Here is a 23,012-nt window from a genome sequence, read left to right on the forward strand (position 1 = left end):
ATGGCAGCCCCGACGTTGAAGGAGCTCAAACAGCTGGTGGCCCATCTGGAAGGGCTGCGCAGCAAACGGCTGGCCCAGCAATGGGAGATCGGCAAGCTCATCCTGCCGTCGCGCGGCCTGTTCCAGGGCGAAGAGACGGAATGTCTGCGGGACGCCAACCTGCTCAACCCGGCGGCCCAGCGCGCCCTGGGCAAAGCCGCTGCGGGCATGACGCAGGCCATCACGCCGGCGTCCTCGCCGTGGTTCCGGCACCAGTTCCTGGACAGGGCCGACAGGGAAGTCACCGGCGGCAACGAATATGTGGACGTGGTGGATGCCCGCATCCGTGCCGTGCTGGCCGCGGGCGGCTTCTACAGTGCCATCCATGCCTTCAACCGCGAGCTGCTTGGGTTTGGCTGCGCGCTGCTTTCCTGTGATGCCTCGGCCCGTACCGTGGCCCGCTTCGCCTGCCAGACCTGCGGCACCTATGCCGTGGCCCTGGACGAAGACCGTACGCTGTCCTGCGTGGTGCGGCGCTTGCGCATGACGCCGGTGGAGATGGCCCGGCGCTTCGGCAGGGACAGGCTGTGTGAGGCCACGCGGCAAAAGCTGGAGAGCCAGCCCTATGCCCCCATCGAGGTGGTGCAGGTGGTGCGCAAGCGTGAGGAACGCGACCCGGAGCGCGGGGACAACCGCAACATGCCCTTTGCCTCCTTCTGGTACGAAGACCAGGGTGGCACGGAACTGCTGCGGGAAAGCGGTTTCCGCTCCATGCCGTTCTTCTTCTCCACCTGGGAGGATGCCCGCGGTGTCTACGGCACCGGTCCCGGTGACGATGCGCTGGCCGACCAGAAGGGCATCGAAGCCTGGGAGAAGCGCAAGGCCGTGGGCATCGAGATGATGATCCAGCCACCCCTGCTGGCGCCGGGCACGCTCAAGCGCCATGTGCGCGCCATGCCGGGCAGTGTCATTTCCGATACGGCCTACGGCCAGTCCAATGCCCTGCGCCCGCTCTATGAAGTGAATTTCGGCCCCGCCGTGGGGGCCGTGCAGCAGGAGATCGAACAGATCTCCATGCGGCTCGAAGACGTGATGAAGGCCAACATCTTCGCCAACATGAGCCTTGAGACACGCCCGGCGGGCATGACCATGACCGAATACATGGACAGGCGCCGCCGTTCTGCCGAGCTCATGGGCCCGACGGTCTCCAGCTATGAGCCGCGTGTCCTGACGCTCTGCATCGAGCGCGTCTACCAGCTGCTGGACGAAGAGGGGCTGTTGCCCCCGCCCCCGCAGGGGCTCAGCCCGTGGGCCACGCTGAACGTCTCGTACCAGTCGCCCATGGCCCAGATGCTGGAACAGGCGGCCGCGGTCTCCATCGGCCAGTTCATGGACCAGGTGGGGCCGTGGGCCCAGAGCCAGCCCACCATCCTGGACAAGCTGGATCTCGACCAGATGGTGGACGAGCTGGCCCAACGTCTGGGCGTACCTGCCAGCATCATACGCAGCGACGAACAGGTGGCCGCCATCCGCCAGCAGCGCGAGCAGGCAGCAGCCGCCCAGCAGCAGGCAGACATGGAGGCCCGGATGATGGAAAGCATGGCCAAAGTCGGCAATGTCAGGACACAGGGCACTGTGGCCGGTGAGGTCATGGGACGCCCACAGGAGGATGATGCCTGATGCCACAGCTCCTGACCCATGAAGAAGAAGCGGCCGAACAGGCCCGGCTGGACGAAGCAGAGCGCCTGGACTGGTTCGAGATGATGCAGTCCCCGGCAGCGGAACGCATCTGGCTCCAGCTGCTGCAGGAGCTGGGGGCAGGCCGCCTGATGGTCACGGAAAACGACATGAGGATGCGGAACATAGCCGACCAGATCCTCAACCGCATGGCCCAGGCCGTACCTGACATCTACATCCGCATCGTGTGCAAACTTCAAGGCATCCAATAGGAGGAATATTTCATGTCCAACGATATCGAGACCTCTACTGTCACCGATCCCGGTACCCCGCCTGCGGGCGACCCTGCGGAAACCACGCCCCAGGGTGGGACACCTCAAGGCGGTGAAGGGACGCCGGCCGGTGACGGCACCACGCCTCCTGCCGACTGGCGTGCAGGTCTGCCCGAAGGCTGGGGCGAAAAACTCAAGGACGTGGGAAGCGCGGAAGAGGCCCTCAAGGCCCTGGAACGTGGCCTTGGCTACCGCCCGGCGGAAAAGGTCGAGGACATCGCCCTGAAATATCCCGACAGCTTCAAGGGGCAGATCGACCAGGGCGTGGAAAACGGTTTCCGCCAGTTCTGCGTGGACAACGGTATCACCCAGGACCAGGCACAAAAGCTGCTGGACTGGCAGTTGGGTGCCAACAAGGAGATCACGGACAAGATCATCGCTGACGGCGTGAAGGAATTGCGCAGCGAGTGGGGCAGCCGCTTTGACGAGAACAAGGCGACGGCCCTGAAGGCGTTCACGGCCCTGGACAAACGCATGGGCGGCCGCCTGGCCACGTCCATCGAAGGTCGTGACATGGCCAATAACCCCGTGTTCGTGCGGGCCTTCCATGAGATCGGCAAGCTGCTGTCCGAAGATGTCCTGTCCGGCGGCAGTGGTACCGCTCCCTCCGATGCCCGGGAGAGCGCGGTCGATACCTACAAGGGCATGTTCAAGGAGTAGTGACGCATGGCTGTTGCACAGACGCTCAAAGAGATCGCCCTTGAGAAGGCGAAGAAGCGCCCGGAACTGGTGGACTACCTGACCGAGGAAGCCCCCATCCTGGCCCTGCTGAAATGGATCCCGGCCACCCACGGCCTGTGGAACGTGGAAGAAGTGCTGGACGAGATCACCGGCGCCAGCTTCACCGATCTGGGCGCGCCGCTGCCCACCATGCAGGCCGAGACCCAGCTGCGCCAGACCTACGTCAGTCTGATGGGCGGCGAGATCGAGGTCAGCAAGGACAAGGCCGCGCAGTTCGGCGGTGCCAAGCAGTATTTTGCCCGTCGCGAGAATGCGTTCTACCGGCAGGCGGGCATGGACACCGAGCTGGCCATCTGGCGCGACTACTGGCGCAAGGCGGCCCTCAAGGACAGGCTGTTCACCTCCTGCAAGGGGACGGGCAGCACGCTTTCCTCCATCCTCGTGGTGCGTTTCGACCAGGAGATCAATGTGGGCATCTATGACCCCACGCAGTTCAACTCCGGCCGTCTGCTCGATCCCACGCCCATCAACGGCGGCAATCTGTACCACCTGCGCTCTCAGCCCGGTGTGACCGGCTACGGCGTGGAGTACCGCGGCCGCTTCGGCTGGCAGCTGCTCAAGCCGTCCAAGGCCGTCCATGCCCTGGTGAATATCGACATCAACGGCGAGACGCCCAAACTGCCTACGCTGGCCCAGATCGAGGACGCCATCGCCAAGATCCACGGCTCGGCCCAGAACACCATGATCTTTGGCCATCACCGCGTGGTGCAGCGCGTGTTCGGCGCCATCAAACAGGCCGACATCATGTACGTCAATGGTGACAAGGATCTCCAGACCATCGTGGGCGCCATCAACGGCGTCAAGGTCGTGGGCTCCTACAACCTGCCCGACAGCAACGAAACGGCCGTGGCCTAAGGAGGAGGGAACATGTCTTTTTCCTACGGTTCCGAGAATCGCTGGTACGACCAGTTCTTCGAGAAGGGCAAAGCCATCAATGCCGCCGAATTTGTCTGCGCCAACGCCCTTGTCGTGGGCGAACATCACGGCGCCCTTGCCGTCACCGTCATGGCGGCCGGTGCGGTGAAAGTGGCAGCGGACAAGACCTTCAAGCTGACCCTGCAAGGCAGTGATACGGAAGACGGGCCGTTTGCCGACATCCCCGGCGCGCCCGAAGTGACCATTACCGGCACTACCGGTACGGGCACGTCCTTTGCCGACGGGGACATCCTCTGCAAGCTCGTGCTGCCGGACACCAAGCGCTACGTCAAGATCAAGGTCACGTCCGACACCACCAGCAGCGGCACGGTGGACGTCGTCCTTTCCTATCTGGCCCGCTAGCCGGGCCCTTTCGTGATGCGGTGGGGCCGTCCTGCCGCATCACGCCCTTTGTGGAGGCTCCATGATACCAGTCCAGAAAGTCCTTGTCCGCTACACCGTCACTGCCGGTGTGCTGGAATACGCCGTGCCCTTTGCCCTGTACGGCACGGGAGACGTGAACGTCTCCTGGGCCGCTGCCGGGGATACGGAGACGCAGACCACGCTTGCGCCGGGTTCCGATTACAGCGTGACGGTCTTCCGGGACATGACGGGCGGCAAGGTGACGCTGGCAGACGGGAAAGTGCCTGCCGGTGCCACGCTGGCCATCGAGTCTGCCGTGCCCCTGACGCAGGAACTCGACCTTTCCAATACGGCCACTGTGGACACCGAAGCCACCGAAGGCCAGCTGGACCGCATGGTGCAGATGATCCAGCAACTGGACGACGGCCTTTCGCGGGCGGTCAAGGTCAACGCCACGGACAGCGGCACGCCGGAAGACCTGCTGGCCTCGCTCTACAGGGCCAGGGACGATGCTCAGGGCGCCGCTACGGCCGCCGCTGCCAGCGAGCAGGCCGCGGAGGGGAGCGAGCAGGCAGCAGCTACCAGTGCTTCACAGGCCGCCGCCAGCGAACAGGCCGCGGCAGGGCACGAGCAGGCCGCACGGCAACTGCTGGAAGATGCCCAGGATAGCTACCTGAACATCGGCAGCCTCACGGCGGAGGCGGAGACGCTGGAGCCCGGGGAGGCTGCGGCCGTGGACTTCGTGCCGGATTCCATGCGCTTCTTCTTTAAGATCCCGCGCGGCATGCCCGGCGCACAGGGCCCAGCCGGTGCCACGGGGCAGCAGGGCGCCAAAGGGGACAAGGGAGACCCAGGTGAACGCGGCCCAGAAGGCCCGAAGGGACAGGAAGGCGCACGCGGTTTGCAGGGAATCCAGGGTGAACCAGGTGAGCGCGGCCCACAGGGCATCCAAGGAATTCCTGGCCCTGCTGGCGCGAAGGGCGATGAAGGCCAACCAGGAGCTCGCGGCCCGCAAGGCGTAAAAGGCGAAAAGGGCGACCAGGGTTTGACTGGGCCGAAAGGCGACACCGGCGATACTGGTGCACGCGGCCCGCAGGGGCCTCAAGGATTGCAAGGCGAGAAGGGGGAAAAGGGAGAACCAGGAGAGCCTGGTCCGCAGGGTCCTAAGGGCGATCCTGGCGATATTACCACGGCCCTTGATGCGCAGTTCATCCAGTTCGCTGTGAACGGCAGCGGGGACTTGATTCTGAACTACACGGGGCAGACCGCCCCGGACGCCACATACAAGATCAATGAAAATGGCGAACTGGAGGTGACGTATGCCTAGCATGACGCTTGGCAGGGTGCGCCCTGTCTTTCAGGGCGAATACAGCAGCGCGAAAGCGTATGTCGTGCTTGACCGCGTGACGCTGAACGGAGAGGTCTGGGAGTGCGTAAAGGATGCGTCTGCTGGCACTGCCCCGCAAGACAATTCCAGCACGTTCTGGGTGAAAATCGGGGCCAAAGGCCCGCAGGGTGAGCGCGGGTTACAGGGCATCCAAGGGCCTGCCGGTGCTGACGGCGCAAAGGGCGACCCTGGAGACACCGGCCCGCAAGGCCCGCAGGGAATTCAGGGGCCGAAAGGCGACACTGGCGATACCGGCCCGCGAGGCCCTGCTGGCGAGAAAGGCGATACTGGCACGCAAGGCCCTGCTGGCCCCAAGGGTGACCCAGGAATCCAGGGGCCGGAAGGCCCGCAAGGGCCGCAAGGGGAGAAAGGTGCAACTGGCAACCCCGGCCCCAAGGGCGATCAAGGGGAGAAAGGCGAGAAGGGAGACGATGGAGCACAGGGTTTGCCTCCGGAACATGAGTGGCAGGGGACAGCTCTGCGCTTCAAGGAGCCAGACGGCTCGTGGGGCCAAGCTGTGGACCTGCGAGGCCCTGCTGGCTCCTCTGCTACGGTACCCATCGCCACTAACTCGACGCCCGGCAAGGTCATGCCCCAGACCGGCGATGAGGATGGGCTAGAGCTGGGAGGGGATGGTGGCCTGTGTGTCCGCAAGGCCAGTGCTTCCCAGCGCGGCAGCGTACTGGCCAGCACCACGGCGGCGGCCGGGTCGGTGCCTCTGGGCGGGGCCGATGGATCTCTTGGTGAGGACTGGCTCAAAAAGGCGATGGACGCGGCTTCCGATGCAAAAGAAGCCGCTAACAAGGCGCAGCAGACCGCCGACATCTGCGCGTCTCTTGTCTTGAAAGCATCAAGAACTGGCGCAGGCCAGTTCACGGTTACAGACTGCGACCCTGATCGTCTGTTATACCTTTCTTTCGAGGGTGGGACAGGAAGAGCTGGTTTGGTTATCAACTGTATAAGCGGTACAGCATGCAACAGCCAAGACCTCGCTATCGGTCTTGTCAGCGAAATGGCGCGAAATTATGTAGTTCCAGTTAAAATCACCAATTCTACCCCGATTTTTAACATCGCTACTTGGACGTCCCAACCTGGGTGGACGCTTCGCTGCTATCAGTGAGTGGGAATATGAACAGAGTATTTATTTACAAAGGTGTTGCGCTCAATGTTGACAATGCCGAAGACGTGGAAATTATCCTCGAAAACGGCGGGGTAGAGCTTGATTCCGAGAAAATCAAAGCTCTTGGAATGCTTGGCTATGAGCATCTTGTTAGTCAGGCTAACACAAAGATCTCTCCAGACAATAAGATCACGTTTACGCCGCCTACGGAAGAAGAGCTAGTCTCGCAGGCAGTAGCGGCGGCCAAGGCGTGGTCTAATAATATACTCATGGCCCGGATGCCGGCGGACATGGTACAGACGGGCGCCTTCGCCGCCGCCGAGTTCGCCACCTTCGCCAGGGCCGGGCTGTTCACAGACTGGGCCTCCGGGCAGACCTACGCCAAGGGCTACCGCCTGGTCCACAAGGGCATCGTCTATGAGGTGATGCAGGAAGTGACCGCCATCGAGAACCAGCCCCCGGATGCTGCCGGGATGCTGGCCGTGTACCGCCCGCTGTCCGTGGACCCGGAGACCGGTGACGAGCCGGACGGCAGCCGGGAACATCCCTATGCCTTCCTCTACGGCATGGATGTCACGAAGAACAGCTACTACAGCTACGAAGGCAAGCTGTGGCTGGCCAAGGCCGATATGCCTGCCTGCGTCTGGGTACCGGGCACGGAAGGCCTGTGGCAGTGGGAAGAGGCGGGAACGATCTGATCCTGCATAGATGCTGCCGTCGCTCGCGTAAAAACTTAAAGTAAAACTTTATATTTTTCTGCCTACAGGCAGGGAATCACCGGTCTCAGGGCCGGATGTCCTGTCACGCACAAGGGAACATCGCCATGCAGAATAAGACTTCCGTCCTCAACACGGCCCTTGTCCGGGTGGGCGCCCGGATGGGCAATGCCGGCTTTCAGGATACGCCCGCCATGCAGGTGGCAGGGGCCGTCTATGACAAATGCCGTACCCTGTGTCTGTCGCTGTACCCGTGGTCGTTCGCCCTGCGCCGCCAGCGTCTGGCCTTGTCGGCAGAGGCCGCTCAGGGCCCGTGGCCCTTCGCCTTCGCCCTGCCGTCCGACAGTGTGCGCGTGGTGGGGGCTACACGCCCTGATCCATTCACGGCACAGCCGGGCCCTGACCTCCGTTTCGAGATCGTGGGGGACAGGCTGGAGACCGATGCGGACGGGGTGTTGCTGACCTATGTGAGCGGCCTCGTGACGACCTTCCCCGATCTGTTCGCCGACATGTTGGCCTGGCGCGTGGCCTTCGAGATGGCGCCCTACATCTCCCAGGGCGGCGCGCAGGCGGAAGGCTACCTGCAGATGTTCGAGCAGGCACTGGACAGGGCAAAGGTGGAGGACGATGCGCAGGCGGCCCCGCCCGCAGTCCCGTGGTCGTCCGTGTTTCTTGGGGAACGGAGGGTGGGCTGATGCCGGTCTTCCATACCCAGAACGTCCTCAACGGCGGCGAGATTTCGCCCCTGCTGCGCGGACGCGTGGACCAGCCCCGCTACAGCACCGGCGCACGGGAGATGCGTAACTTCGTGCCCATGCCGCAGGGCGGCGTCACGCGCAGGCCCGGTACACGCTACCTGGAAACGGCCCTGGGCGACGGCGGCAGGCTGGTGCCCTTCGTCTTCAGCGCCACGCAGGGCCGCATGCTGGAGTTCGGCGACAGGGCCATGCGGGTCTGGCTGCCGGACGGGCGCGTGGTGGCGGACGAGGAGGGCGCTCCCAAGATCTTCGAGTCCCCCTTCGCCGCCGCCGACCTGCGGGCGGTGCGTTATGCCCAGTCGGCAGACGTCATCTATTTCGCGCATCCTGGTTATGCGCCGCGCAAGCTCGCGCGCCATGCCGACGACGACTGGCGCTGGTCCGAGCTGACCTTCATGCCCGCCATCGCCACGCCCAAGAAGCCCACGCTCTCCACAGTGGGCACCCCGGAAGGGGACAAGAAGACGGACTACACCTATTGCGTCACGGCCATCGACGACAAGGGGCAGGAATCCTCGCCCTCCGAACCGGCCAGCATCTCGGCCCAGGCCCTCAACAGCGTGGATTTCCACATCCGCATCAGCTGGGAGGCTGTGGAGGGCGCCACGGGCTACCGGGTGTACAAGAAAAAGATGGGGGTCTTCGGCTACATCGGCAAGGGCGACGCGGACGAGACCCACATCGACGACAAGAACATCGGCGCGGACACCGAAGACACGCCCCCAGAGTACGAGAACCCCTTCGAGGGCGAGGGCAACTATCCCTCGCAGGTCTTTTTCCACCAGCAGCGCCTGGGCTTTGCCGCCAGCAACAGCCGCCCCATCACCATCTGGCTCTCTCGTTCCGGCGAGTTCGAGAGCATGGCCAAGTCCACGCCGCCCAAGGACGACGACGCCATCGAGGTCACGCTGGCCGCCACCCAGGCCAGCCGCATCGTCTGGCTGCAGCCTGACCGCAGCGCCCTGGCCTTTGGCACGGAAGGCAGTGAATGGACGCTGGAGCCTTCCGAGGGCGTGGCCCTGACTCCGGCCACGGCGTCCTTCCAGCTCCAGACCACCAACGGCGGCAGCGATGCCGTGGCGGCCCTCTCCGTGGGAGGGAGCGTGCTCTATGTGCAGCGCGGCGCCGGGGCCATACGGGAGTTCGCCTACAACTACAGCGCCGACAAATACCTGGGGCAGGACCTGAACATCCTGGCCCGGCACATGCTCAGGGACGTGGACGTGGTGGCCTGGAGCTGGCAGCAGGAGCCCTATGCCGTGCTCTGGAGCGTCCTTTCCGACGGCACGCTGGCCGGGCTCACTTACATGAAGGAACAGGAGATCGTGGGCTGGCACCGCCATACCACGGCGGGGAGCTTTGTGGACGTGGCCGGCATCCCCGGCACGCCCGACGACCAGGTGTGGTTCCTTGTGCGGCGGGGCGGGCAGGTCTTCGTGGAGCGGCTGGAGCCTTTTTTCGACAGCGATGATCTGGCCGAGGCCTACTATCTGGACAGCGCCCTGGACTATCAGGGCGAGGCGGCCGCGCGCTTTGACGGTCTTGTCCATCTGGCCGGACAGGCCGTGCAGGTCTTTGCCGACGGCGGCACCATCGACGGGCTGGAGGTCTCGGCCGACGGCAGCCTGACGCTGGGGCAGGCCGCCACGTCCGTCCATGTGGGGCTGCCCTACGTCTCGCGCGTGGTGCCCAACCTGCCCGAGATCCAGACGCAGCAGGGATGGAGCCTGATGCATGACCGCAAGATCCTTGCCGTGCGGGCGCGGGTCTACCGCAGCATGTCCTTCCTGGCCGGGGTGGGCGACAGCCTGGCCCCCATCATCGACCGCGACATCACCGGCGGCCTGTTCGCCACCACACCGTTCTTCAGCGAAGGAACGGATCTTGACCTCGATACCTGCGCCGGCTGGTCGGCGGCCTCTCCCCTGGTGTTCCAGGTGCAGAGCGCCACGCCCCTGACCATCCTGGCGCTGGTCACCACCCTGGAGATTTCTCCCTATACCGGAGGAGGGACGTTCTGATGGGAGCCATGACCCTGGCCCTGACCATGGGCGGCCTGTCGGCGCTGAGCAGCATCGCCAGTACCAGCCAGCAGAACCGGCAGGCCCAGTACAACAAGAAGATGGCCGAGGCCCAGGCCCAGGCCGCACGCAACCAGGCCAAGGTCACGGCGGAGAAAGGCCGTATCGAGGCCGAGAACCTTGACCGCGAGCGTAACTCCCTGACACGGCAATATGCCGACCTGCAGGCCGGGAACGTGGCCAGCTTTGGTGCCTTGGGCGTGGACATGAGCAGCGGCAGCGCCATGGACGTGCTTTCCGGCAATGCGTCCCGCTATGCCGGGGACGTGGGCCTGAACCGCTACCAGAAGGCCGTCAACCAGTGGGAGACGGACGAGAACGTCAAAGCCAGCCTGACCAACGCCGCCAACTACGACGCGGCAGCCAGCTGGTACGGCAATTCGGTGAAGGGGCTGGGCAGCACCCTGCTGACGGCCGGTCTTTCCGGCCTGACCAGCGGTATCGGCGCCTACGCCACGGCGGGAGGCTTTGGGGGTGCAGGGAGCAGCAGCCCCTCGTTGGCGGATATCGGCAATGATCTTTACGACAGTGCGGTCAAGCCCGTGCTGAAAGGAAACTGGACGACCTTCCGCAAGCTGACTTCCTAGGAGGCATCATGGCCATTAGGGTACAGACCTACGACTCCGGCCCCAGGCGCATCCAGGCGGGCCCCATCGACCCCGGCGCGCCGCGCGGAGCCATCCGGGACGTGCGCGGTACGGCGCAGGACAGCCTTTTGGCGGACGTGCTGGCGGCGGGGAAACAGCTCACCGGTATCGCCATCCAGGAATACGTCAAGGACGAGACCACGCGCGTCAGTCAGTCCTTGCTGGGGATGCAGCAGGAGCTCAATGCGGAGCGCGACCGCTACATGGCCGAAAACAAGGGGCAGGATGCCATCGGGGCCGGGCAGCATTTCGAGCAGTTCGCCCGTGCGGCCGTACAGCGTCGCCTGCAGGATGACAAGTTTTCCGGCCGCTTTGCGGAAATGTTCATGAAACAGGCGTCCGGGGCGGCCCTGCACTTCACCGAACAGGGGCAGGCCTATGGTCGGCAGCAGAAAAGCGCCTGGGAAGAATCCGTACTGCAGGGCGATATGGAGGAGTTCCGGAAGCTCGTGGCACAGAACTACGACAACCAGGAACTGATCGAGTTCAACCGGGACGCCCTGCGCCAGCGCATCGAAGGGATGCGGCCAGGCATGGACAACCGGGCGCTGTTCTCCCGCCTGGACAGCCAGACGGCGGGCAGCATCATCGAAGGCTATCTTGCCCACGATAACATCAGCGGTGCCCGCGGGGCGCTGGACAAATATCGAGACCTGCTGGGCGGGGAGGTGAACCGGGTCGAGGCATCCATCGCTTCCCATGCTAGGGCACTGGAGAGCCGGGCGCGGGCCGAGGCGGAACGTGCCAGGGCCGAGGCCGTCACCAACAGGGTCGGGCAGTGGATCGCCGAGACAAAAGGGCTTGCGCCTGAAGAGCGGACGGCGGAACTGTACAGCCGCCTTGACGGCATTGCGGACATGAAAGAGCGGGCGCAGATGGCTGGTCTGGTCAATAGCGAGCTGGCTTTTGAAAAGAGGCGGGATGATGCCAAGGTCATGGGAGAAGCATACGAGCTGGTGCAGGCCGGGAAACAGGCCGGGGAATCTCCTCTGGTGTTCCGGCAGCGGGTGCTGTCCTCTTCCGCCTCTGAAGCGGCCAGAAAGCAGGCATTGGAAGACTACAATGGGGAGCTGAAGACCAATGAGCTTAACATGCGCGCCCTGGATGACCTGCGTACGCAGATAGACACGCGGCAGACGCTGGGGGATCCCATGACGCGGGATGAGGTCTATGCCTTCGCCTATGACAGACGCATGACGACGGAGCAGACGAACAAAGCTCTGACGTATCTTGATGAAGGCGGCAATGCCGGACAGCTCAGGCAAACATCGGTCAATGAGGCATTCCTGACGCTGAATCCCGACAAAAAGAAAGCTGATGTCCCCGAATGGCTGTATGAGGCCGTGCGCATGCAGTTGCAGCAGGAGGGGGGAGGCAAAGCCCTGACACCGGCCCTGATACGGCAGTATGTAGCCCGTGCCATGATGCAAGGTACGCTGAAAGGTGGAGGCTGGTTTGGTGCCTGGGACAGTGGCGGCGTCCGTTACGGCAAGGCGTTGACGGAAGGTACAGCCCAAAACTGGGAACTTCCTGTGGAAGGAGATGATGAATGAGCCAGACCATGACCCCCGAGCTTTTTCCGTCGCATGGACCGTCCATCCGTGCTGCCCTGGAAGTGGCCGATGCCGACGGCGTGACCGCGCAACGTGTGGCCTCCGCCCGCGCGACCGCCCTGCAGCTTGGCCTGCCCGACAGCGTGGTCGAGGCTGACCTGCAATACGCGCAACGCGAAGCCCAGGCCCGAAGGATAGAACAGAACAGCCCCTTTGCCCTGTGGGCCGCACGCTCCAAAGAGCGGGCCGCCCTTGCCCGTGACGATACGGACGGGCTGGCCGGTGTGTTCTCCACGGCCAAAGCCTTTGGGGAATCTGTGGCGAACTTCGGCGACAGGGCCATGCACTGGGCCACCTTTGAGGCCGCCGACGATGTGCGGGATATGGGCCGCTCTCTGGTCCACGGCGCCGCTGACTTCAACCGCTCGCTGCTGGGCGGGGCGCAGGCTTTGTCCGACAACCTGTTCGGGGTGGGGAGCGCGCCTTCGCGTATGCTTGCTTCCGCCCAGGAGTGGGTCAAATGGGCGCGTCCTGAAGAAGTACGGGCCGATACCAGGATCGGGCAGCTCGGCTATGATTTCATCCGTTCCGCACCGCAGCAGCTTGGCAACATCATGGCGGCAGCGGCCAACCCTGCCGTGGCGCTTTCGCTGATGGGCGTGCAGCTTGGCGGCGGGAGCTACGCGGAGTTGCGGGAACAGGGCGTGACGCCGCAGCGGGCACTGGTTTCAGGCCTGGCCAACGCCGTTATGCAGGCCCCGCTGGAAAAGCTCTCGCTCGACCGTTTCATGGGCATCTTCAACTCCGCTTCTTTCAGGGACACCATCGGGCGCACTCTGGGGGCGATGGGCTCCGAGTTCGTGACGGAATACCTGCAAAAGTACCCGGAACTGGTAACGAACCTCTGGGGACTTGCCGAAAAGCAGGGGACAGATCCGGCTGATCAGATAGCCTGGTTCGGGCGGACGCTGTTCGATGCCGATACCCTGGCACAGGCCAATCGTGAAGGGCTGTATGAAGGCCTGATCGGCGCCATGTGGGGCGGCCTTGGCGGTGGTGTCCGGTCTTTGGCCGTCCGTAACCTGGAACGGCAGCGTGCCCGGGATTTTGTCCGCCAAAATATCGAGTTGCACAGCGCCGTGGAAGCCAGCCAGACAAAGCAGATCGCTCCAGACTACATGGAGGACGCACTGGACAATGCTGCCGGGGTGCTGTCCCAGTCCGTGTACATCCCGGCGCAGGCAGCCCTTGACCTGGCCGGGCAGGGACAGGACGTGCTCACGCCGCTGGGCATCAGCCAGGAAGCTGCCAGACAGGCGGCGGAAGCCGGGGTGGATCTGGAGGTCAAACTCTCCTCCCTGCATGCCCGTCTGGATGATGAAAGTATGGCGGTCGTGGCACCGCTGCTGCGGCAGACGGCTGATGCTCCCAATGCGCAGGAAGCGGAACGTGCGGACGATGCCGCCCGGGTGCAGGCCGTGGTCGAGGATGCACGGCAGCGTCGTCGCAGGACCGAGGCTGTGCGGCAGGAAGAACAGCGTCTGGTGCGGGAGATGGCGCCACTGGTGGGCAAGGAGGCCGCAGAGACCTACGGTAAGCTGAATAGCGCACAGGCCCGTGCTTTCGAGGCCGCCTATGGCGTGGATGCCGCCGGACTGATGCGGCGGCGCAGTGTGACGCTTGGGGAGGAAGGAGAAGCCGAAGGGCAGGTCTTCAGCCAGCAGGGCACCCTGCCTTCACGCTTTGCCGACATGCCTCTGATCGAGGCCGACAGCACGCAGTGGTTCGGGCCGGGAAAGGCTATTGATGCGGACAGCCGGAATATGCGCAAGGCCGTCCATGACTGGGCGCGTACCGCCTTTCCCCAGGGGACGACGGTCGCCAATGCGGATACCGGCTGGGGGGTGCAGGTAACGCCATCTGGTATCAAGGCCAGTCTTCATCATGGGTATGATGAGCTGCTGGCCCGTTCCGTGCCCTTCATCCCGCAGATTATCGAAAGCGGCATCCATCTTGATTCCATAGAAAAAAAGCCTGGTCTCATGTCGCATATCTTTGCGAACAAGATCAGGCTGGACGGTCAGGATTATGTGGTAGGCTTCGTGCTGCGGGAAGACGACAACGGCAACCGTTTCTACGACCACGAGTTGACAGAAATAATCAGCCCCGACTGGCTAAAGCCGGGCCGAGACACTTCCGAAGAAGCCTTGGGACACCGGACCAATCGGGGCATTCCCTCCGACTGGCTAAAGCCGGGACCCGCTCTCCAAGAAGGAAACGTTGTACACCGGACCAATCGGGGTGATGTGATGAATATACTCCGGGAACGTCTGGGCGTCAATGACGGGACGGGACAGATATTGTTCCAGCCTGATACCGCCGGAAAAGACCGTGCCCGGATCAGGCTCGATTCCCGGACAGCGGCCATCCGCATCTTCAAGGGCGCGGACCTGTCGTCCATCCCGCATGAGACGGCCCATATCTTCGTGGATGATCTGCGGCGCGTGGCGGCGGATGACGGCAGTATCGCCCGTGATCGTCTTCGGGCCGATCTTGAGCAGTCCGGGCGCGATGCGACGCCCTTTGCCGCCATCCTGTCCGGTGAGGTGGACGCCGAAGGGGCCCGGGCCATGCTGCGGGATGTCCGTGAAGAGCTGGCGTCCCTGGAAGACAGCGAGGCCGGTCTGCGTGACGCTGCCGCGGCTGCCGGAAGGGGAGCTGACAGTGCCTCCATGCGTGAGGACATCGCCGCTGCACGCAAGCAGAACACGGAGCGCCGACGCGAGCTGCTGCCCGTGGAGCGGATGCTGTCCGGCTATGTGCGTCATCTGGATGGTCTGGCGCAGGCCCGGCGGGATATGGCGACCCTGCGCCGTTTTGCCGGTATGCCGGAAGATGGCGACCTAAGCTTTGAGCAATGGCGCGAGGTGCAGGAGTACGCGGCCCGCGGCTTTGAACAGTACCTTTGGGAAGGCAAGTCCCCGGCTAAGGAACTGGACGGCGTTTTCCGGCGCATGATGCGCTGGCTGAAACAGGTCTATGCCAGTTTCGTGCAAATGCAGGGATATGTGGGCGCTGATCTCAATGACGACGTGCGCCGCGTGTTCGACCGGCTGCTTGTTTCCGAGCGTGAAGCCCGCACTGATCCTGCCGTGGAAGCGGCATTCGGGCTGGAAGAAGATTTCATACTTGATGCCGGATTGACGCAGGAAGAGCGCGCGCGGCTGGACGAATTGCGCGGACGTGCCGAGGCCGAAGTGACGGCAAGGATGGACGCGGCCACGGCCCGGGAGCGCGGCAAGCGGTATCGTGAGGCGTTCGCGCGGGCGAAGGAGGGGTTGCAGGCGGCTCCGTTCTGGACGTTCATCCGGGAAGTGTCGCACAGGGACAAGGCCCTGACGGATGGCGAACCGGGCACCGGCGGTATCGACCGGGCTTCCCTCGTGGAATACCTGGGCGAAGACATGGTGAAAGATATCGCCAGAAAGATGCCCAAGCTGGTGAATGCCAAAGGCAGGGGAGATACGGTCGATTCTCTGGCCACGCTGTACCCCCTGACGGATGGCGATGCCGACGCCCTTGCCCACCTGATCTATGACACTCTCGTGGTCGAAGACGCCAGCGTGAACAAGCTGGCGGCACGTCAGGCGGAACAGGCCCTGGCGGAGCAGGACCGTGCCATATCGCCCGAGGACGGTCTGCTGGCCGGCGATGCCTACGGTCAGTACCTTGAGGCAGTGGAAAAGGCCATGCGCAGGCTGGGCAAAGACCGGCAGGCGCAGAACGAGCAGGCCGCGGCGCGGCGCATGGAGCAGGAGAGCCTGCCCGAGCGGTACTACAGGGACCTTGCCCGCCGGGAAGTGGCGGACATGGCTGTGGCCCAGCTCGACGCGCAGCGCTTCGTGTCCGCCCTGCGCCGGGCCCTCAACGAGCGTTCCCGTGCCGTGCAGCGTGGCAAACCTGTTGAAGCCGTGCGAGCCATGCAACGGGCGCGCTTCGCCTTTGCCATGATGCAGGAAGTGCGCAAGGTCCGCGAGCTGGTGGACACAGTGCAGAAGAAGGCGCGCAAGGCGGCCCGCGTCAAGCCGGGGACGTATCCTGCGGCCCAGACGGAAGCCATCCGCAAGCTTGTGTCCGCCTTTGGCCTGCCCGCGCCGCAACAGGCCTGGGATGCCCAGTCCGGTGATATGAAGCTGCGCGATCTTGTGCAGCAGAGCGTGGACGATACGGAAGCCATCGACCTCATGCCCCTGTTCCCGGACTGGCTGCTGGATCTGGCAAATCCTGATCCAGCGGCAGCCCGGCGCGGCATGGCGCTGGACTGGAAGGCGCTGCGTCCGCTGGAGGTGGAGCAGGTGGGCAATCTGCTGGACTTCCTGGTGCATTCCGGGCGGGAGCAGAGCCGCACCGGCAAGGAGAGCCTGCGTGCCCGTGTGCAGGCCGTCGCCGATAAGGCGGCGGCATCCATGAGCGGCATGAAGACCAACTACGCCAGTCGCCGGGATTCCCTGGGCGACGATCTGGACAGGGGCTTTTCCTCCATCGACACCATCGAATGGCAATGTCGCAAGGCCGACGGGTTCCAGAACGTCATGGGCCGTGACGGCAGCACGGAAGGCGTCATGGAGCGTGAAGTCTACGGTCCGTTGCGGGCGGCCACGGACCGTTACCATGCCCGCCTGAACAGCACGCACAAGGCCGTCGTGCCGCATCTGGTGCGTCTGCTGCAAAGCGCCAAGGCCTGGGAAAAGAGATACGGCAGCAAGACCCTGAACGTCCGGGACGAGAAGGGGGCCGTAGTGCCTGTGCCCGAGGCCATCAGGCAGGCAGGCGATCCTGGATGGACGGCGGAAATGGTCATCGGCATGGCTCTGAACATGGGCAATACCGGCAACCGGGAGCGTCTGCGTTCCAGTTACATCGACGGGAACGGGAAGGGCGGGCTCACCTATGACATGGTGTCGCTGCTGCTGGGCGATGATGCGGCGGCCACGCTCTTTGAGCTGGACGCGGCGGCCATGACGCAGATGACAGCCGGCAGGGCGCGCCGGGACGGTATCCTTTCCGCCGCGGACTGGCAGGCCATCCAGGGCGTTTGGGACGTATTTGGTAACCAATGGCCTGATGTGCAGGCCGCGCACAAAAGGATCTACGGTTTCGCCCCACAGGGTATCGAGCCCGGGGCCTTCGCCGTGCGCGTTGGGGACGAGACCGTGCGGTTGCCCGGCGGCTATTATCCCATCAAGTACGATCCACGCCTGGATATGAAGATGCGGGCGCAGGAAGGCAAGGAAGACGTGCTCGACCGTTCGGAAGGCATCTTCGGCATCCCGGCGGCCCGCAAGGGCTTCACCATGGGACGTGTCACGCATACGGGCCGTTCCCTGCGGCTTGGCGTCCAAGCGCTGCAGAAGCATCTGGTGGATTCCGCCCGTTTCATCGAACTGGGATACGACGTGCGCATGGCGGACAGGATCATCAATAACCCGACGTTCGCTGCCGAATACCAGCGGGTGTTCGGCATGCAGGATTACGACCGGTTCCGGCCCAACCTCAAAGGCCTGGTCGTGGATGAAGCCGTGCCTGACAGCTCGCTGCTGAAGGCGGCTGAAAAGGCCCGCAAGCACCTGGTCTACTATGCGCTGTCCATGAACCTGAATACGGCCCTCATGCAGCTGACGGCTGTCTTCCCGGCCGTTGGCGACGTGGGGCTGGTCAACGTCTCGCGCGGGCTGGCCCAACTCGGTACACGGGGCATGGGCCTGGTGCGGGAGGTGTTCGCGGCCAGCCCTTACATGGAGCGCCGCTTCCGCAATATCGACGATGACCTGGCCCGCAAGGCCATGAAGTTCGAGCCGGGGCGGGGCATGACGCTGATCCGTGACGGCAAGGTCTATACCTGGGAGGATGTGGCGAACCTGGGCATGCTGCCCATCGCCGCGGCGGACTGTGCTGTCACCACGGCCATCTGGGCAGGGGCCTACCATAAAAAGATGAAAGAGCTGCGGGGCACGGCGGGCTGGAAGATGGACAGGGATTCCGAGTACCACAGCCAGGCCGTGGCCTATGCGGACAAGATCATCGCCCAGTCCAACCCGGACAACGACGCCCTGAGCAAGTCGGCCTTTGCCCGTGACAAGGGCATCGTCCGGCTGTTCAACGCCTTTTCCGGGGCCACGACGAAGTTTGCCCAGCGCACGCGCTACATGTGGCAGGGCGTGAAGCGGGGCCGGGTGACCAAGTGGGAATTTGCCCGCATGGAGCTGTACGACATGCTGTTGCCGGCCCTGGGCATGGTGGCCATCAAGGGGCTGGCGCAGGGATTGTTCACCGGTGAGGATGATGACAACGAAGAGCTGGCCAAGCTGGCGCTGTCTACTACGATGGGGCAGTTCGCCATGGCAGTGCCGGTGCTGGGCAATCCAGCTGCCGACATGCTCGTGGCTGCCATGGGTGCAGGCGGCGGGCGCCGGGCCGGTCTTTCGACGGCGCTGGATACGCCTCTGCAACTGGCGGGGAAGATCGCGGGGCTGGGCGGCAAGGCTACCCGTGGCGGAGACGTTGACGGGGAAAAGCTGGTGATGTCCGCCCTTGATCTGGGCAGCTACATCTCGAAGATCCCTGTCGGTCCGGTGACGCGCCGGGCACGCCGCGGCTATGAGCAATGGCAGGAAGGCGAAGGTACGCCGCTATCCGTCATCATGCCGCGGGCCAACTAGTCCCTTCACAGCACGCAAAAAAGCCCCCGCTCCGTGATGGGGCGAGGGCTTTCTATTATATGACTATGTCACAACTATTAAGAATTACTTAATAGTTCGTCAGTTACCTTCCCAGCGCCACGGCCACGTTGAGGCTCAGGCGCAGGTGCAGGCTGGCATCATCCAGCGCCTGGCGGAATCGTTGCTCGGCTTCCGTGCGGCTCTGGAACAGGCTGTCCAGCAGGCATTGCGGGCTGAACATGGTATCCGCATTGCGGCCCAGGTCGGACACGGCGTAGCTGAACAGGTCGCCGCGGCGGGCGTCCAGTTCCCGCAGCATGGCCATGAACTCTTGCCGGAGGCTGGCCTCACGCCGTGTCCAGTCCTGCCACAGCTCCAGCAGCGCGGCCTCCTGCGGGCCGGGGACGTGGCTCCGGTCGCGGTGCGGAGGGTAAAAACAGCCGTTGCGGTACAGGGGCAGGCGCTCCGGCTGCGGCGGCAGGGCCTTGGGCAGCGCGTCGATCTTGGCCTGCACCCACGCCAGAGCGTCCGGTATCCACTCCTGCGGCAGCTCCTTGATATTGGCGAGGTTGAAGGCAGCCTTGAGCTGGTTCCAGCAGGCGGCGAAGGGCAGGCCGGAAACCTGCGCCCACGAGCCAACCAGCGCCCGCAGGGGCTTGCGGTCTTCGGTGGTGGACGGCGTGATGGACAGGGGGCTGGTGAAGTCGTCGGGGGAGGAAGAGGCGGCGTGCTGTTCGGCGTCGAGCTTGTCCAGCACGTCCAGCACCCAGCGGCGGAAAGCCTTGGCTACCGGCGTGCGGGCGAACATGGCCACGAGATGGCAGCCGCGAAGGGAGAAGATGCGGGCCTTGCGCCTGAGGTTTTCCAAGGTGCCCATTTCGGGCACGTCGGCTATTTCAATGACTTGCGTCATCTCCGGTGTGAACTCGTCAGCATTGCGCTCATACAGGTGGGTAATCTTCCGAGTATCGGAATATCCCAAAGCGCGGGCGAGTTCGGTAGCCCGAATCCAAAGGCTATTTTGATAGGTGACAGGGGACAGGGTGATTTCGTTGAAAATCAAAGCCTGTGTCATGATGAACCTCGCTACGGTTTCTGATTGGCGTTGGCAGGACGCAAAAAAGGCCGGGAGCTCAGAACCGCGTAGCGTGCGGCAGGGGCATTACTGCTTACCTACTCCCGGCCAATATTGAATATGGCAATAATACCATACTTCTGGCACGAAAAAAGCCATTGACAAGCGGAATGGCGACCGTCGCTACGGAGTTTCTGAGGCTCCATGCGGAGACAACGCCACAAAACGCGGGGAATGTCAAGATTTTTTCTTTCCAAATCTTTTCCCTAGATATCCGAAAAATATTCCGTCAATTATACAAGCCAATACAAGAGAAAAATTGAATTCATCCCCAATATAATAAACACCGGCAGTTAATAAAATAGCATGAATTAGGCCAATGAGTGCCCCATACCAGACAGATTTGATAAAAAAACATATCCACAGTGTAGGGATGGCAAGTCCAGCCAAACATGCGCCCAGAACATATATCATAACTTATTCTCTCTAAATACTTTGTTTAGAATAAAATACTTAACTGTTTAGATCTAAGAGCATTTTTATAGCATGCATGCTATGGTTTTCTGCCCATTTGATTTGTTCTTGTTTGGATTCTTTATCTGTATATGACGCTCTGGTACTTATTGTAATCAGTTTATTTTTTATAAAAACATATGAAACGGATGAAACCGTGTAGACAGAAAAATTTTCTCCAATTATTGTCCATGTTGCGTGGTTTTTGGCTATTCTCTTGCCAATATATTCAATATTGCTGAGATTATTGTTTTCAAATCCATCACTTTGATTTTTGATACTGTTTTCAAAGAAAATTTTAGAAATATCATTTGTATATTTTTTATCATTTCCTATGGATAATGTTCTTATGTTTGAAGAAAACTTTTTTCCAGTTAATAAATCTTTAATCCATTGTTTTGCTGTTTCATCTGAGGCGTATGTTACATAAAAGTCATTTATTTTATCATTTAAATTAAAGTGATTATTAAGTTCTTCCCCAAATAAATTTGTATTTACACATCCTTGTGGTGATTCGTAAAAAATTTTTGTTTCACCTACGATAAAAAAATCTTTTGCATAAGAAAGATTAACACAAACAATGAGGAAAAATATCATCAAAAAAATTTTTTTCATTTTCACTCCCTCTCCTTTGTGTCCCTCAGCTTCCAGCACCGCCGCAGATCATGACGCGTCTTCTGCGGTGCTGCTCTCTGGTTACTCTGTGGTTGACGATAGCGGCAGGCTACCATGTCGACTGGGATGGGGCAATGGAGGGATGAGGAAAGAGAAAAGAAGGCGGCTCCGAAGAGCCGCCTCTCGTAGACAAAAGAGCTTGTCAACGCAGGTAGACAGCGAAGGCGAAACCTTCAGTAGTGGTAGCGGCACTGGAGGACGATCAGGGCCGCCCCCTGCTCGTCAAGGCGATACACAAGGCGGTCCTCCTGATTGATGCGGCGGGACCAGCATCCCGCAAGGTCAAAACGGAGCGGCTCCGGCTTGCCAAGGCCTTCAAACGGATTGCGGAGCGCATCACGCAGCAGCTCATTGATGCGCTTCACTGTCCGTTTGTCGGTAGCCTGCCAGTACAGATAATCTTCCCACGCTTGGGGCGTCCAGGTCAGCAGCATGGTCAGTCCTCAAGGTCATGCTGTACCGTCTTGCCCGCGTCAGCGGCGTGCAATGCTTCCCGCAACCGGGCGGCATTGGCCGGGGAACGCAGCAGGTAAGCTGTTTCCATGATGGCGTTGTAGTCCTCCAGGGACATCAGTACCACGGAGGGAGACTTCTGGCGCGTGATGATGACGGGTTCGTGGTGGTCACAAACCCGGTTCATGGTTTCTGCAAGGTTCTGCCGTGCCTCGGTGTAGGTGATGGCCTGCGACATATGCGCCTCCTTTTGTACAGATATAAGTACATATTTTATCAATTCTGTCAACACGCCATGGGGAGTCTGTGCTTAAGGCGCTTTTGACCCGCAGAAGTCCCTTTTGGGAAATTCCCAGAACTAAAAAAAGCCCATTTCGTCAAAGCGCTCCATATTTTCGTTCTAGGGAGTTTTTCGTATTTTTCCATACCACGTTGCAGAAAAATTTTTTTATGGGCTTAAAATCGAAATTTGAGCGCTGAAAAAAATTTTTCGCTCATTTCGATCACAGTTTCTTCCTTCGAAGGGGGCAGGGGAGTTGAACCCGTATAGCGGGCAAAGAGACGGGGTACATTCGGGGGTATTGAATTCGAGATATTTTAAAGATACTCTTATATTATAAATAGTTAAGCATATTGTTCTATGTCCCCCGCCTCCACCATCAGCGCATGTCCCAGAGGCCCACGGTGTACCAAAATGCACCGTGGGCCTTTTCTTTTCGCGGGGTTACAGTCCCTTGCCGTCCCGGTTTGTCCCTGTTTGTGTCATGGAAGTTCCTTCGTCCATCGAGAGTAGCATTTATCAGTATGCCATAGAAAACCATCTGGTATTATATCGCATATCCTTGCGACAAATCTAGCCTGGAAGTTATTTGATTGGTTTCGCAGATTTCGAAAGATGATTCCGTCCTTTGGAACGATTCTCGGACAGATTGTTTTCAAGAAACGTGCAGAGGTGATCTCATGATTGCGATGGGGGACAACGTGAAGCAAAATCAAATGCTCGTGGACATTTTGGAAAGATGCGTCATACAGCTTGGCATCCTCGTAGCTCAGGGGCAAAAGGGCGGCCCTTTGACGACGCAGGAATATGTTCAGACGCAATTGGATATTTGGCAGGTCATAGAAAAGATGCATGTAACACACCAGAAACACAGATCATCGTCTGGATGGGGAGAAAAGTCGCACATGGGGCGGACATGTCGTTTACCGCGCGCTGCAAACGGACGGCACAGACGGCGCCTGCTGCGGAAAGCACCGTGCATCCCGGTATCCGGCTAGGGAGAAGGGCAGGATTCGCAGGATATTCCG

General features: G+C 61.5%; 17 protein-coding genes. 13 read left to right on the top strand and 4 right to left on the bottom strand.

Going from position 1 to position 23,012, the window contains the following annotated elements:
- The 13 genes from ACQRBR_RS00335 to ACQRBR_RS00395 all read left to right on the top strand — a co-directional run bounded on the left by ACQRBR_RS00335 (position 1) and on the right by ACQRBR_RS00395 (position 18,988).
- On the top strand, positions 1 to 1,659 hold the full coding sequence (locus ACQRBR_RS00335; RefSeq protein WP_300644913.1) for a portal protein: 1,659 nt from the start codon (positions 1 to 3) through the stop codon (positions 1,657 to 1,659).
- Positions 1,659 to 1,928 (top strand): hypothetical protein, encoded by a 270-nt coding sequence (locus ACQRBR_RS00340; protein WP_289616264.1) that lies wholly within the window; start codon positions 1,659 to 1,661, stop codon positions 1,926 to 1,928. The genes ACQRBR_RS00335 and ACQRBR_RS00340 overlap by 1 nt, the downstream gene beginning before the upstream one ends.
- A 12-nt stretch (positions 1,929 to 1,940) precedes the next feature.
- Positions 1,941 to 2,648 (top strand): hypothetical protein, encoded by a 708-nt coding sequence (locus ACQRBR_RS00345; RefSeq protein ID WP_427811977.1) that lies wholly within the window; start codon positions 1,941 to 1,943, stop codon positions 2,646 to 2,648.
- A 6-nt stretch (positions 2,649 to 2,654) separates the two neighbouring features.
- Positions 2,655 to 3,584, top strand: a complete 930-nt coding sequence (locus ACQRBR_RS00350; protein WP_427811978.1) for a major capsid protein — start codon at positions 2,655 to 2,657, stop codon at positions 3,582 to 3,584.
- Between the two features lie 12 nt (positions 3,585 to 3,596).
- Positions 3,597 to 4,007 (top strand): hypothetical protein, encoded by a 411-nt coding sequence (locus ACQRBR_RS00355; protein ID WP_278882766.1) that lies wholly within the window; start codon positions 3,597 to 3,599, stop codon positions 4,005 to 4,007.
- A 61-nt stretch (positions 4,008 to 4,068) separates the two neighbouring features.
- Positions 4,069 to 5,334 carry a hypothetical protein gene (locus tag ACQRBR_RS00360; protein WP_427811979.1) on the top strand — a complete coding sequence of 422 codons (1,266 nt, stop codon included), beginning with the start codon at positions 4,069 to 4,071 and terminating at the stop codon, positions 5,332 to 5,334.
- Positions 5,327 to 6,514, top strand: a complete 1,188-nt coding sequence (locus ACQRBR_RS00365) for a hypothetical protein (protein WP_427811980.1) — start codon at positions 5,327 to 5,329, stop codon at positions 6,512 to 6,514. Before ACQRBR_RS00360 ends, ACQRBR_RS00365 begins: the two co-directional genes overlap by 8 nt.
- Before the next feature lie 8 nt (positions 6,515 to 6,522).
- Entirely contained in the window at positions 6,523 to 7,212 is a 690-nt protein-coding gene (locus ACQRBR_RS00370) for a hypothetical protein (protein ID WP_427811981.1), read from the top strand.
- Positions 7,213 to 7,337: 125 nt separating this feature from the next.
- Entirely contained in the window at positions 7,338 to 7,925 is a 588-nt protein-coding gene (locus tag ACQRBR_RS00375) for a hypothetical protein (protein ID WP_427811982.1), read from the top strand.
- The gene (locus tag ACQRBR_RS00380; protein WP_427811983.1) at positions 7,925 to 10,009 is read left to right on the top strand and encodes a hypothetical protein; all 2,085 of its coding nucleotides are present in this window, start codon (positions 7,925 to 7,927) and stop codon (positions 10,007 to 10,009) included. Before ACQRBR_RS00375 ends, ACQRBR_RS00380 begins: the two co-directional genes overlap by 1 nt.
- Positions 10,009 to 10,656: a virion core protein, T7 gp14 family gene (locus tag ACQRBR_RS00385; RefSeq protein ID WP_427811984.1), complete on the top strand. Its 648-nt coding sequence runs from the start codon at positions 10,009 to 10,011 to the stop codon at positions 10,654 to 10,656. Before ACQRBR_RS00380 ends, ACQRBR_RS00385 begins: the two co-directional genes overlap by 1 nt.
- 8 nt (positions 10,657 to 10,664) lie before the next feature.
- Positions 10,665 to 12,269 carry a hypothetical protein gene (locus ACQRBR_RS00390; RefSeq protein WP_427811985.1) on the top strand — a complete coding sequence of 535 codons (1,605 nt, stop codon included), beginning with the start codon at positions 10,665 to 10,667 and terminating at the stop codon, positions 12,267 to 12,269.
- Complete coding sequence (locus ACQRBR_RS00395) at positions 12,266 to 18,988, top strand: hypothetical protein (RefSeq protein ID WP_427811986.1); 6,723 nt, start codon at positions 12,266 to 12,268, stop codon at positions 18,986 to 18,988. Before ACQRBR_RS00390 ends, ACQRBR_RS00395 begins: the two co-directional genes overlap by 4 nt.
- A 103-nt stretch (positions 18,989 to 19,091) precedes the next feature.
- Here the strand turns inward: ACQRBR_RS00395 and ACQRBR_RS00400 are convergent, their stop codons facing one another.
- The 4 genes from ACQRBR_RS00400 to ACQRBR_RS00415 form a co-directional block, all read right to left on the bottom strand.
- Complete coding sequence (locus ACQRBR_RS00400; RefSeq protein ID WP_427811987.1) at positions 19,092 to 20,063, bottom strand: BRO-N domain-containing protein; 972 nt, start codon at positions 20,061 to 20,063, stop codon at positions 19,092 to 19,094.
- 513 nt (positions 20,064 to 20,576) lie between these two features.
- A complete protein-coding gene (locus ACQRBR_RS00405; RefSeq protein ID WP_427811988.1) occupies positions 20,577 to 21,197 on the bottom strand; it encodes a hypothetical protein in 621 nt (206 codons plus the stop codon).
- Between the two features lie 227 nt (positions 21,198 to 21,424).
- Entirely contained in the window at positions 21,425 to 21,685 is a 261-nt protein-coding gene (locus tag ACQRBR_RS00410; protein WP_072332989.1) for a Txe/YoeB family addiction module toxin, read from the bottom strand.
- Positions 21,686 to 21,687: 2 nt separating this feature from the next.
- Entirely contained in the window at positions 21,688 to 21,942 is a 255-nt protein-coding gene (locus ACQRBR_RS00415) for a type II toxin-antitoxin system Phd/YefM family antitoxin (RefSeq protein ID WP_006005864.1), read from the bottom strand.
- Positions 21,943 to 23,012: the final 1,070 nt, after the last annotated feature.

Origin of the sequence: Desulfovibrio sp. SGI.133 (genome assembly GCF_050313955.1) — a bacterium.
GTDB lineage: Bacteria > Desulfobacterota > Desulfovibrionia > Desulfovibrionales > Desulfovibrionaceae > Desulfovibrio.

Coding starts and splice junctions, on each gene's coding strand:
- ACQRBR_RS00380 (WP_427811983.1), top strand. CDS start 7,925: ATGCCGGTCTTCCATACCCAGAACGTCCTCAACGGCGGCGAGATTTCG.
- ACQRBR_RS00385 (WP_427811984.1), top strand. CDS start 10,009: ATGGGAGCCATGACCCTGGCCCTGACCATGGGCGGCCTGTCGGCGCTG.
- ACQRBR_RS00340 (WP_289616264.1), top strand. CDS start 1,659: ATGCCACAGCTCCTGACCCATGAAGAAGAAGCGGCCGAACAGGCCCGG.
- ACQRBR_RS00355 (WP_278882766.1), top strand. CDS start 3,597: ATGTCTTTTTCCTACGGTTCCGAGAATCGCTGGTACGACCAGTTCTTC.
- ACQRBR_RS00350 (WP_427811978.1), top strand. CDS start 2,655: ATGGCTGTTGCACAGACGCTCAAAGAGATCGCCCTTGAGAAGGCGAAG.
- ACQRBR_RS00410 (WP_072332989.1), bottom strand. CDS start 21,685: ATGCTGCTGACCTGGACGCCCCAAGCGTGGGAAGATTATCTGTACTGG.
- ACQRBR_RS00370 (WP_427811981.1), top strand. CDS start 6,523: ATGAACAGAGTATTTATTTACAAAGGTGTTGCGCTCAATGTTGACAAT.
- ACQRBR_RS00365 (WP_427811980.1), top strand. CDS start 5,327: ATGCCTAGCATGACGCTTGGCAGGGTGCGCCCTGTCTTTCAGGGCGAA.
- ACQRBR_RS00375 (WP_427811982.1), top strand. CDS start 7,338: ATGCAGAATAAGACTTCCGTCCTCAACACGGCCCTTGTCCGGGTGGGC.
- ACQRBR_RS00415 (WP_006005864.1), bottom strand. CDS start 21,942: ATGTCGCAGGCCATCACCTACACCGAGGCACGGCAGAACCTTGCAGAA.
- ACQRBR_RS00395 (WP_427811986.1), top strand. CDS start 12,266: ATGAGCCAGACCATGACCCCCGAGCTTTTTCCGTCGCATGGACCGTCC.
- ACQRBR_RS00360 (WP_427811979.1), top strand. CDS start 4,069: ATGATACCAGTCCAGAAAGTCCTTGTCCGCTACACCGTCACTGCCGGT.
- ACQRBR_RS00345 (WP_427811977.1), top strand. CDS start 1,941: ATGTCCAACGATATCGAGACCTCTACTGTCACCGATCCCGGTACCCCG.
- ACQRBR_RS00400 (WP_427811987.1), bottom strand. CDS start 20,063: ATGACACAGGCTTTGATTTTCAACGAAATCACCCTGTCCCCTGTCACC.
- ACQRBR_RS00335 (WP_300644913.1), top strand. CDS start 1: ATGGCAGCCCCGACGTTGAAGGAGCTCAAACAGCTGGTGGCCCATCTG.
- ACQRBR_RS00390 (WP_427811985.1), top strand. CDS start 10,665: ATGGCCATTAGGGTACAGACCTACGACTCCGGCCCCAGGCGCATCCAG.